At 75.3% G+C, this 10,614-nt stretch carries 10 protein-coding genes; 4 read left to right on the top strand and 6 right to left on the bottom strand.

What is annotated here, in order from left to right; all coding sequences use genetic code 11:
- A partial coding sequence (locus NWP10_RS07980) for an MFS transporter (RefSeq protein WP_258300490.1) occupies window positions 1-690 on the bottom strand: 690 nt, incomplete at its 3' end.
- Window positions 691-728: 38 nt separating this feature from the next.
- Window positions 729-1,766 carry an LLM class flavin-dependent oxidoreductase gene (locus NWP10_RS07975; protein ID WP_258300489.1) on the bottom strand — a complete coding sequence of 346 codons (1,038 nt, stop codon included), beginning with the start codon at window positions 1,764-1,766 and terminating at the stop codon, window positions 729-731.
- A gap of 85 nt (window positions 1,767-1,851) precedes the next feature.
- Between NWP10_RS07975 and NWP10_RS07970 the strand changes: the two genes are divergently transcribed.
- Genes NWP10_RS07970 through NWP10_RS07955 form a run of 4 tightly spaced genes read left to right on the top strand, consistent with a single transcriptional unit; the run spans window position 1,852 to window position 5,673 of the window.
- Window positions 1,852-2,370 (top strand): hypothetical protein, encoded by a 519-nt coding sequence (locus NWP10_RS07970; protein ID WP_258300488.1) that lies wholly within the window; start codon window positions 1,852-1,854, stop codon window positions 2,368-2,370.
- A 21-nt stretch (window positions 2,371-2,391) separates the two neighbouring features.
- The gene (locus tag NWP10_RS07965; RefSeq protein WP_309137715.1) at window positions 2,392-2,916 is read left to right on the top strand and encodes an ankyrin repeat domain-containing protein; all 525 of its coding nucleotides are present in this window, start codon (window positions 2,392-2,394) and stop codon (window positions 2,914-2,916) included.
- Between the two features lie 56 nt (window positions 2,917-2,972).
- The gene (dusB, locus tag NWP10_RS07960) at window positions 2,973-4,322 is read left to right on the top strand and encodes a tRNA dihydrouridine synthase DusB (RefSeq protein WP_258300487.1); all 1,350 of its coding nucleotides are present in this window, start codon (window positions 2,973-2,975) and stop codon (window positions 4,320-4,322) included.
- A 28-nt stretch (window positions 4,323-4,350) separates the two neighbouring features.
- Window positions 4,351-5,673 (top strand): deoxyguanosinetriphosphate triphosphohydrolase, encoded by a 1,323-nt coding sequence (locus NWP10_RS07955; protein ID WP_375162473.1) that lies wholly within the window; start codon window positions 4,351-4,353, stop codon window positions 5,671-5,673.
- An 18-nt stretch (window positions 5,674-5,691) separates the two neighbouring features.
- Here the strand turns inward: NWP10_RS07955 and NWP10_RS07950 are convergent, their stop codons facing one another.
- The 4 genes from NWP10_RS07950 to NWP10_RS07935 form a co-directional block, all read right to left on the bottom strand.
- A complete protein-coding gene (locus NWP10_RS07950) occupies window positions 5,692-6,846 on the bottom strand; it encodes an ABC transporter ATP-binding protein (RefSeq protein WP_258300485.1) in 1,155 nt (384 codons plus the stop codon).
- Window positions 6,847-6,851: 5 nt separating this feature from the next.
- Window positions 6,852-8,399, bottom strand: coding sequence for an iron ABC transporter permease (locus tag NWP10_RS07945; protein WP_258300484.1), 1,548 nt, complete (start codon window positions 8,397-8,399; stop codon window positions 6,852-6,854).
- A 77-nt stretch (window positions 8,400-8,476) separates the two neighbouring features.
- Window positions 8,477-9,568 carry an iron ABC transporter substrate-binding protein gene (locus NWP10_RS07940; protein ID WP_375162472.1) on the bottom strand — a complete coding sequence of 364 codons (1,092 nt, stop codon included), beginning with the start codon at window positions 9,566-9,568 and terminating at the stop codon, window positions 8,477-8,479.
- A 154-nt stretch (window positions 9,569-9,722) separates the two neighbouring features.
- Complete coding sequence (locus NWP10_RS07935; protein WP_258300482.1) at window positions 9,723-10,547, bottom strand: NAD-dependent deacylase; 825 nt, start codon at window positions 10,545-10,547, stop codon at window positions 9,723-9,725.
- Between the last annotated feature and the right edge of the window lie 67 nt (window positions 10,548-10,614).

The raw sequence follows: 10,614 nt of genomic DNA, 5'->3' as shown, positions 1-10,614 counted from the left end.
GCCTTCGGGTGCGTCGGCGTCGGGGGCCGGCCGGGCGTCGTCGGGAAGAAAGCGGCGCCCCGCCGCTACGAGCACGGCCACGCAGACGGCCCCGTTGAGTCCGAGGTGGAGGCCGGCGGGCATCCCCGCGCCCACGGCGAGGGCGCCCAGGCCGGCGCCGAGCCCTGCGCCGAGGCTCCAGCCGGCGTGCATGGAGGTGAGGACGGGGCGGGCCAGGCGTGTCTGGACGGTCAGCCCCTGGGCGTTCTGGGCGGTGTCCACGACGGCGTCGAGGATGCCGGCCACGCCCAGCAGCGCGGCGAACAGCCAGACGGCGCCCGCCCACGGCCTCCCCTGCGCGGGCGCGGAGAAGTCCACCACGAGGCCCGCCGCCACGACGACGACGGCCATCACCACGGTGCCGGCCAGCATCACGCGCCGGCTGCCCCAGCGGCGCAGCACCGGCGCCGGCAGGGAGCCGGTGGCGGCCGCGCCCGCAGCGAGCGCGACGACGAGCAGGCCGAACGCGTCCGCGTCGAGGCCGAAGGCGGCCTTGGCCTGCGGGTAGTGGGGGATGAGGGCCCCGAGCATCGCTCCGTTCGTCAGGAACGCGAGCGTGGCCGCCCAGCGGGCGCGCACGACGTCGCGGCGGGCGGCGGGATGCGCCCGGGCTCGGCGGGAGGCGGGGGAGGAGGGCGAGGCGGACGGCATCGGCCCCAGCCTGTCACACCCGCCCCCTCAGCCTCCCGTCAGCGGTCCCAGCCGAGCAGGCGCCACACCTCGGCCCAGCCGGCGAAGATCTTCGCGTTGTACTCGGGGCCGAGCTGGTTCGGGTTGGCGAAGAGCACCCAGTCGGCGGCCTGGACGGCGTCGTCCGCGGCGAGCCTCTCCGCGACCTCCTCCGCCGACCCCGCGTAGGTGGGGCCGGAGCGGGCCCGGCCGCCGTCGAGCATGCCGGCGGACTCGCGCGAGTTCCGGTCCCGGCCGAAGTACAGCTCGTCCTCGCGGTCCTGGATGACGAACGCGGAGCGGGTCACCGCCGAGCGGCCCGTCCCGGCGTGCCCCGCGGCCTCATACGCCTCGCGGTAGCCGGCGATCTGGTCGGCCTGCTGCACATGGAAGGGGCGGCCGTCGTCCTGGAGCAGCAGCGTGGAGGAGAGCATGTCGTACCCGTCCTTCGCCGCCTCCACGGCCGAGCCGGCCGAGCCCGAGCCCCACCAGATGCGGTCCGCCAGGCCGGGGGAGTGCGGCTCGATCCGCAGGGGCGCGCTCGAGTGGGCCCAGCCGGAGGCGAGGTCCGGCGTCGCGATCCCCTCGCCGCGCACCGCGGCGAGGAAGCGGCGGCCGCGCTCGCGGGTCACGCCCGCCCACGTCTGCCCGTCGGCGAGCTCGTAGCCGAACTGCGCCTGCCCGTCCTTCGCGGCCTCGGGGGAGCCGCGGGAGACGCCGAGCTCGAGGCGCCCGCCGGCCAGCAGGTCCGCGGTGGCGGCGGCCTCGGCCATGTAGAGGGGGTTCTCGTAGCGCAGGTCGATCACGCCGGTGCCCAGGTGGATCCGCTCGGTCCGCGCGGCCATCGCGGTGAGGATCGGGAACGGGGAGGAGAACATGCGCTGGAAGTGGTGGATGCGGATCCACGCGCCGTCCAGGCCGGCGGACTCGGCGTCCACGGCCATCTGCACGACGTCGTCCAGGGCGGCCTTCGCGTCCGGCTCGGCGGGGCGCCCGCCCGCGGGGTCGCGGTGGATCCAGTGCCCGAAGTTGAGGAATCCGAGGTGTTTCTTGGCCATGGTTCCTTCAACCTTGAACGAGCGTGGGATGTTCCCGGGACGTCCCGGCGTTCCGGCGTCCGCGGCGGGTGGCAGGATCGGCCCCATGGATGAGAACCCGAGCACCGCCTGGACCGGCACGTGCGGCTTCCGCATGCTCCCCACGGACGACTTCGCGCAGGGCCCGTCCACGGCCCGCCTCACCGAGGTCGCCGGCGGCGCGGCCCTCACGCTGGACTACACGTGGGTCCACCCGGAGCAGGGGGAGCAGGCGGGGCACCTCGTGCTCGGCCGTCCCGACGACGACGGGCGGGTCACCGTGGCCTTCACCGACTCCTTCCACCAGTCCCCGGAGATCCGCGTGCTGGAGGGGAGCGTGGCGCGCACCGAGGGCGGCGGGGACGCCGGCCGCGACCGGGGCGCCGGTGACGCGCCCCATCCCATCGACGGGGACGGCGTGGCCGTCACCATGGAGTACTCCGGCTGGGGCTGGACCGTCGCGGTGCGCCGGCAGGGCGGGAGCCTGGCCATGATGATGCAGAACGTGGTGCCGGCGGGCGTCGAGGGCGCGGAGCCCGGCCCGTACGACGTCATGCGGGCGGCCTGGACGCCCGCCGACGCCTGAGGATCCGGCAGACTTGCGGGCATGACCGAGCAGCCGCAGGACCCGCGCCAGGACCAGACCGCCGCCGAGCCCGCCCCCGAGCCCGCCGAGGCGCTCGCGGCGGAGACGACCGACGCCGTCGCCCCCGAGGCCGCGCAGGACGGGCCGGGCGAGGCCGGCCAGCCCTCCCCGGAGATGCTGGAGCTGGCCGGGCGGATGTTCGACGCCGCCCGCAGCGGGGACGCCGAGACCCTCGAGGCCTACATCGTGGCGGGGCTGAATCCGGACCTGCAGAACGGCAAGGGGGACACCTTCCTCACCCTCGCCGCCTACCACGACCAGCCGGCCGTGGTGGAGATGCTGATCCGCGTGGGCGCGGACGTGGAGAAGGCCAACGACCGCGGCCAGCGCCCCCTGACCTGCGCCACCTTCAAGGGGGACGTGGCGTCCATGCGGCTGCTCCTGGCCGCCGGCGCCGACCCGGACGCCGGCACGCCCTCGGCCCGCCAGACCGCGCAGATGTTCGGCGGCGAGGAGATCGCCGCGGTGCTCGACGAGCCGCGCTGAGACCTCGCCCACAGCCCGGCCCGCGGGCTGGACACGTCTGGGATGATGGAGGGGATATGACTGTCTCCTCCTCCACCACGACGCCGGAGCGCGGCGCCGCCACGGACGGCCTGTCCGCCGCGGGCCCCGCGGCGGGCGCGCCGGCCGCCGTCGACCCGCACGCCTCCCACTACGCCAAGTCCGCCGGGGCCGGCCGCCGCATCGCCGACGACGATCAGCTCCACGAGGGCCGCCACGCCGCCCCCACCACGGACCGCCTCTCACTGCCGGCCCTGACCCTGGGCCCGATCACCGTGGACGTCCCCGTGGTCCTCGCCCCCATGGCCGGCATCACCAACACCGCCTTCCGCCGCCTGTGCCGCGAGTACGGCGGCGGCCTGTACGTCAACGAGATGGTCACCGCACGCGCCCTCGTGGAGCGCAAGCCCGAGTCCATGCGGATCATTAAGCACGACCCGGACGAGGTCCCGCGCTCCGTGCAGCTGTACTCGGTGGACCCGGTCACCACGGGCGCCGCCGTGCGCATGCTCGTCGAAGAGGACCGCGCGGACCACATCGACCTGAACTTCGGCTGCCCCGTGCCCAAGGTGACCCGCCGCGGCGGCGGCTCCGCCCTGCCGTGGAAGTCCGAGCTGTTCGCCTCCATCGTGAAGGCCGCCGTCACCGAGGCCGGAAAGAAGGACATCCCGGTCACCGTGAAGATGCGCCGCGGCATCGACGAGGACCACCTGACGTTCCTCGACGCCGGCCGCACCGCCCGCGACCTGGGCGTGGCCGCCGTCGCCCTTCACGGGCGCACCACCCGCCAGTTCTACTCCGGCACCGCGGTGTGGGAGGACATCGCGCGCCTGCGCGAGGCCCTGCCGGACATCCCCGTGCTCGGCAACGGGGACATCTGGTCCGCCGAGGACGCGATCGCCATGGTCGAGCAGACCGGGGTGGACGGCGTCGTGATCGGCCGCGGCTGCCAGGGGCGGCCGTGGCTGTTCGGGGACCTCCAGGCCGCGTTCGAGGGCCGACACGACCGCTTCCGCCCCACCCTCGGGATGGTCGCGGACACCCTGTACCGCCACGCCGAGCTGCTCGTGGACACCTTCGAAGGCGACGAGCTCAAGGCCCTGCGGGACATCCGCAAGCACGTGGCCTGGTACTTCAAGGGCTACCCCGTGGGCTCCGAGATCCGCACCGCCCTCTCCACCGTGCCGGACCTGGCCACCATGGCCGAGATCCTCTCGCGGGTGGACCGGGACCAGCCGTACCCGGGCCTGGACGCCGAGGGCCCGCGCGGCCGCTCCGGCGCGCCCAAGCGCCCCCACCTGCCGGACGGCTGGCTGGACTCCCGCGAGCTGAACGCGGAGCAGAAGGCCATGATCGCCGCCGCCGAGCTGGACGTCTCCGGTGGCTGAGGGCTGGGCCGGGCCCGCCCACCAGCCCGTGCTGTTCGGCCCCCAGGGCCGGCCGCCGTACGCGGGCCGCGCGGTCCAGACGCCGGGCTACACCCCGTGGGACCGGGAGCGCTGGCTGCCGGAGCCGCCCAAGTCCTCCTACCGCTCGGACTTCGAGCGGGACCGCGCCCGCGTACTGCACTCCGCCGGCTTGCGCCGCCTGGGCGCCAAGACCCAGGTGGTGGCCCCGGACGCGGACGACTTCGCCCGCACCCGCCTCACCCACTCCCTCGAGGTGGCCCAGGTGGGCCGCGAGCTCGGCCGGTCCCTCGGCTGCGACCCGGACCTCGTGGACACCGCGTGCCTCTCCCACGACCTCGGCCACCCGCCGTTCGGGCACAACGGGGAGAAGGCGCTGGACGCGCTGAGCGCGGAGGTCGGCGGGTTCGAGGGCAACGCCCAGACCCTGCGCCTGCTGGCCCGCCTCGAGCAGAAGAAGCTCTTCGAGGACGGCTCCTCCGCCGGGCTCAACCTCACCCGCGCCGCCCTGGACGCCGCCTGCAAGTACCCGTGGACCCGGGAGGACGCCCCGCTGCGCCCGGACGGCACCCGCTCGCGCAAGTTCGGCGTCTACGAGGACGACCTGCCGGTGTTCCGCTGGTTCCGCGAGGGCGTGTCCGGCTCCCGCAAGTCCATGGAGGCCCAGGTGATGGACCTGGCCGACGACATCTCCTACTCGGTGCACGACGTGGAGGACGGCGTGGTCAACGCCGCGTTCCAGCTCAAGTGGCTGGCCATCCCCGAGCATCGCGAGCGCGTGGTGGAGACTACCCGCCAGTGGTACCTGCCCCTGACCGACCCGGCCGAGGTGGACGAGGCGCTTGCCCGTCTCGAGGCCACGGACGTGTGGGTCTCCGAGATGGACGGCTCCCGGCGCGCGCTCGCGGCCATGAAGGACATGACGAGCCAGCTGATCGGCCGGTTCTGCACGGCCGCCTTCGACGCCACCCGCCAGGTGTTCGGCAACGAGCCGCTCACCCGCCACGGCGCCGACGTCGTGGTGCCCGCGGAGACCGAGACGGAGATCGCGGTGATGAAGGGCATCGCCGCCGCCTACGTGATGGCCTCCGAGCAGCGCCAGCCGCTCTACGCCCGCCAGCGCGAGCTGCTCGCCGAGCTCGTGGAGCTGCTGGACGCCTCCGGGGACCGCTACCTGGAGCCGATGTTCGCCTTCGACTGGCGCGAGGCCGCCGACGAGGCCGCCCGGCGCCGCGTGGTCCTGGACCAGGTCGCCTCGCTCACCGACTCCACCGCGCTCGAGTGGCACCACACGCTGGTGCAGGGCGCCGAGTTCACGCGCGTCTGGATCTGAGGGGCCGCCCCGGGCCGGTCACTCGCCCGGGGCGACGACGGCGCACGGGCCCGCGAGCCGGACCCCGCAGGCGGCGTCGAGCGGGGGCAGCGCCCCCTCCACGCGGGCCTGGGCCCGGGTGCCGTCGGCCAGCTGGACCGTGGCCACCGAGTCGTGGCCGCGGTAGTCCACGTCCACCACGGTGGCGGGCGTCCAGACGCGCGCGGCCTCGACCCCGCCCACGTCGACGGTCGGGTCGAGGGTGCCGCGCACGTGCTCGGGGCGGACCACCACGAGGTCCCCGGGCACAGCCGTGGCCGCACGCGCCCCGTGCAGGGGCACCGGGCCGAGGGCGGTGCGCCCGATCCGCCGGCCGCCGTCGCGCTCCGGCCCGGTCACGTCCAGCAGCGGCAGCAGGGAGGCCTCCCCGACGAACGCGGCGACCCAGGCGTCGGCCGGGTGCGCGTACACCTCGTCCGGCGTGCCCAGCTGGCGCAGGCGCCCGGCCCGCATCACAGCCACGCGGTCGGCCATGGACAGGGCCTCGGACTGGTCGTGGGTGACGAGCACGGCCGTGGCGCCGTCCTCCTTCAGCGCCTGGCGCACGTCCCGGCGCAGGCCGCTGCGCAGGGAGGCGTCGAGGGCGCCGAAGGGCTCGTCCAGCAGGATCAGCGGCGGGCGCGGGGCCATCGCCCGGGCCAGGGCCACGCGCTGCTGCTGACCGCCGGAGAGCTCGTGCGGCATGCGCTCGCCGTGGCCGGCGAGGTCCACGAGCTCGAGGCACTCCTGGATGCGGGCCATCCGCCCCGGCCGGCGGCGGCGCAGCCCGAAGCCCACGTTCTCCGCCACGCTCAGGTGCGGGAACAGGGCGCCGTCCTGCGGCACCACGGCCACGTGCCGGCGATGGGCGGGCACGTGCACGCGGGGCAGGGCCACCACGGAGCCGGCGAGGCTGATGCGGCCGGACTCGATGCGCTCGAAGCCGGCCAGGCAGCGCAGCAGCGTGGTCTTCCCGCAGCCGGAGGGGCCGAGCACGGCGAGCAGCTCGCCCGGCTCCAGGTCGAACTGCACGCCCTCCAGGACGGGCCCCTCCCCGTAGGAGGCGCCGAGGTCGGCCACGGACACGGCGTGGCCGACGCCGGGCCGGGGACCGGCCGGGCGGGACGCGCGGGTCGAGGCGGCGGGGGAGGGCATGGCGGTCATTCTGACACCTCGTTCGGGGTCGACGGGGCGCTCGAGCGGCCGCGCACGGCCGCGACGATCCCCGTGCGGTGGACCACCACCCACGTGGGCACCGCGGCGAGCAGCACGAGGGTGAGCGCGTAGGGGGCGGCCTCGGCGTACCGGCCCACGCTGGTGGCGTTCCACAGGCGGGTGGCGAGCGTGTCCATGCCGGTGGGCCGCAGCAGCAGCGTGGCGGGCAGCTCCTTCATGGCGGTGAGGGCCACCAGCGCGACGCCGGCGCCCACCCCCGGCAGCGCCAGCGGCAGGGTCACGCGGCGCAGCACCTCGGCGCCCGAGGAGCCCAGGGACCGGGCCGCCTCCTCGAGGGCGGGGGAGGACTGGGCGACGGCCCCGGCCACCGACGTGACCGCCAGCGGCAGGAACAGGGTGGCGTAGGCGAAGGCCACCATCCACGTGGTCTGGTAGAGCGCCGGGACCAGGGAGACCCCGAGGAACACGAGGGAGAGTCCCACGACGACGCCGGGCAGCCCGTGCGCCAGGAACGCGGCGCGCTCGGCGATCCGGGAGACGCGCCCCGGGTGGCGGGCGGCGAGGATGCCGATCGGCAGGGCGAGGGCGAGGGTGAGCGCCGCGCCCGCGCCCGCCAGGACCACGGAGCCGGAGACGGCGTCGAGCCAGCGGTCCCGGACGGCGGACAGGGACGTGCCCTCGCCCATCCAGCGGACCAGGCTCACCGCGGGCACGCCCAGCGCGGCGCCCGTGACCACGGCGAGGAGCCCGGTGCCGACCCAGCGGGACCGGCCCAGCCGGTGCACGCTGACCCGGCGGACCGTGCGACCGGAGCGGACGCCGTCGTCGGCCCGGCGGGTGCGGGACTCGCCCCAGAGCACCAGCACCGTCAGCAGCACGAGCACGGTGGCCAGGGTGAGGGCGAGCTGCCGGTTGAAGCCCACCTCGAGCGCCGTGAAGATCGCCCGGGTGAAGGTGTCCAGGCGCAGGATGGCCACGGCGCCGAAGTCGGAGAGCACGTAGAGGGCCACCAGCAGGGCGCCGCCGGCGATCGCCGGGCGCACCTGGGCGAGCGTGACGGTGAACAGCGTGGCGGCGGGGCCGCGGCCGAGCGAGCGGGCCACGTCCTCCTGGCCGGGGTCGACCCGGGAGAGCGCGGCCGCCACCGGCAGGTACACGTACGGGTACGTGTAGAGGGTCATCACCGTCACCGCGGCCCAGAACCCCTCGAAGCGCCCCGCCTCCACGCCGGGCAGCAGGTCCGAGACGGACACCCACGTGAACGCCGCCACGTAGGAGGGCACGGCCAGCGGCAGCGCCAGCAGGACGGCCAGCAGGCCGCGGCCGGGCGTGTCCGTGCGGGTCACGAGCCAGGCGGCGCCCACGCCGATCACCAGGCACAGTGCGGTCACCACGGCGGTGAGCGCGAGCGAGGTGGCGGCCAGGGCGCCCACGCGCGGGCTCACGACGGCGTCCAGCCAGGGGCCGAACCCGCCCTGGGCGGTGCGCAGGAACAGGTAGCCGATGGGGACGAGCGCGACCGCCGCGGCCACGAGGGCCGCGGCGGTCAGCGCCGCGGGAGCGCGCCGTCCGCGCGTGCGGCGGACGGCCGGCTCCGGTGCTCGGGGGGTCAGAGCAGGCCCGCCTCCTGGATCATCTGGATGGTGGTCTGGAGGTCGTCCAGGTCGTTGAGGTCCACGTCGGGGGCCTTGACCTCGGAGAGCTCCGGGAAGCCGGCCGGCGGCTCCACGCCCTCCACGAGCGGGTACTCGCCGGTCTCCTCGGCGAAGTACGACTGACCGTCCTCGGAGAGAAGGTACTCCACGAGGGCGGCGGCGTCGCCGTCCTCCTGCTCGCCCACCAGACCCATGCCGGACACGTTCACCAGCGAGCCGAGGTCGCCGTCGGGGAAGAAGTGCAGGGACGCGCCCAGCTCCTCCGGGGCGACGCCCTTCTCCCGGGCCAGCTCGAACAGGTAGTAGTGGTTGACCAGGCCGGTGTCCAGGGTGCCGGCGTCCACGTCGGCGAGGATCTCGCCGTTCTTCTCGCGGCGCTGCGGGTCGTTGGCGGCGAAGTCCTCGAGCCAGGTCCGGGCCTCGTCCTCGCCCTTCTGCAGGCGCAGGGCGGTGACGAACGTCTGGAAGGACGCGTTGGTGGGGGCGACGCCGACGCGGCCCTTCCACTTCGGATCGGTCAGCTCGTCGACCGACGTCGGGAGGTCGGCCTCGGGGACCTTCTCCTCGTTGTAGGCCAGCACGCGGACGCGGCCGGTCAGGCCGACCCAGTCGCCCTCGTCGTCCCGGTAGGTCTCGGGCACGCGGTCCAGGGTCTCCTGGGCGAGGGGCGTGAACAGGCCCTCCTTGGCGACGGCGCCGAGCGCGCCCGCGTCCTGGGAGAGGAACACGTCGGCGGGGGAGCCCTCGCCCTCCTCGATCAGCTGCGCGGCCATGGCGGGGGTCTTGTCGTAGCGGACCTCCACCTCGATGCCGGTCTCGTCGGTGAACTCGTCCAGGATCGGCTGGACGAGGTCCTCGCTGCGGCCCGAGTACAGGGTGACCTTCTTGTCCGACTCGGCGGCGGAGGCGGAGCCGGACGCCGCGCCGGACGCGGAGGCCGAGCCGGAGCCGCCGGTGCCGCCGGCGCAGGCGGTCAGGGCGAGCAGCAGCGTGGCGGACACGGCCGAGAGGCGGACACCACGCGAAAGGGCGCGGGACTGGGGCATGGCGATCTCGATTCGGGAGGAGTGGCGGGGGCGGCGCCGCGGGCCAGGGGTTCCTGGCGGGCCGGCAAGGGGAGCCTATTAAGTCATGCGTGTGTTGTCTATTGCGTCATCATGTGACGTGCATCGCAGTCGACGAGGGCCCCGACGGCCCGGGTCAGAGGCCAGCGACGAGCGCGGGCAGCACCGCCCCGGCCGAGCCGCGCAGCGCGTGCGTCACCGCGCCGCTCAGCTCGGTCTCCACGGGGTTCACCTCGACGACGGCGGCCCCGGCTCCCAGCGCCACGAACGGCAGGGACGCTGCCGGCTGGACCAGGCCCGAGGTGCCGACGACGAGGGCCAGGTCGCAGCGCTCCAGCGCCTCGTAGGAGCGCTCCCACGGCTCCTGCGGCAGCATCTCCCCGAACCACACCACGCCCGGCCGGATCCGTCCCGTCCCGCACGCCGGGCACGTCGGCGGCGCCTCGCGCAGCATCGCCTCCAGGTCCGCCTCCGAGCCGGCCGCCTCGGCGGCCGCGGGCGCGCCCGGGTCCACGTCCGCCGGGGCCCCGCACTCGGCGCAGCGGTGCTCGAACAGCGAGCCGTGCAGGTGCGCGAGCACGCGGGCGCCGGCCCGCTCGTGCAGGTCGTCCACGTTCTGGGTGACCACCTCGAGGCCGGGCACGGCCCGCTGCCAGTGGGCGACGGCGTCGTGCCCCGGGTTCGGGCGGCGCGCCCGGACCATGCGGGCCCGCCACCGGTACCAGGACCACACGAGGTCCGGGTCCGCCAGGAACGCGTCCTCCGTGGCCAGCTGCTCGGGGGAGTACCGCTCCCACAGGCCGGTCTGGGCGTCCCGGAACGTGGGGATCCCGGACTCCGCGCTCATGCCGGCGCCGGTGAGCACCACCGGGCGCCGCGCCTGCGCGACGAGGGCGCGGACGGCGTCGAGGTCCGCCGTGGGGACGGTCTCGGAAAGGTCGCCGGAGGAGGGATGGCTCATGGGGACAGGGTAGTGACGGCCCAGGTAGCTCGGCGGCGTCGCGGCCACCGGGTTCACGACCCTGCGT

The sequence above is a fragment of the Micrococcus sp. HG099 genome, from assembly GCF_024723355.1.
GTDB lineage: Bacteria > Actinomycetota > Actinomycetes > Actinomycetales > Micrococcaceae > Micrococcus > Micrococcus endophyticus.
This window is presented reverse-complemented; position numbering and strand designations above follow the sequence as displayed.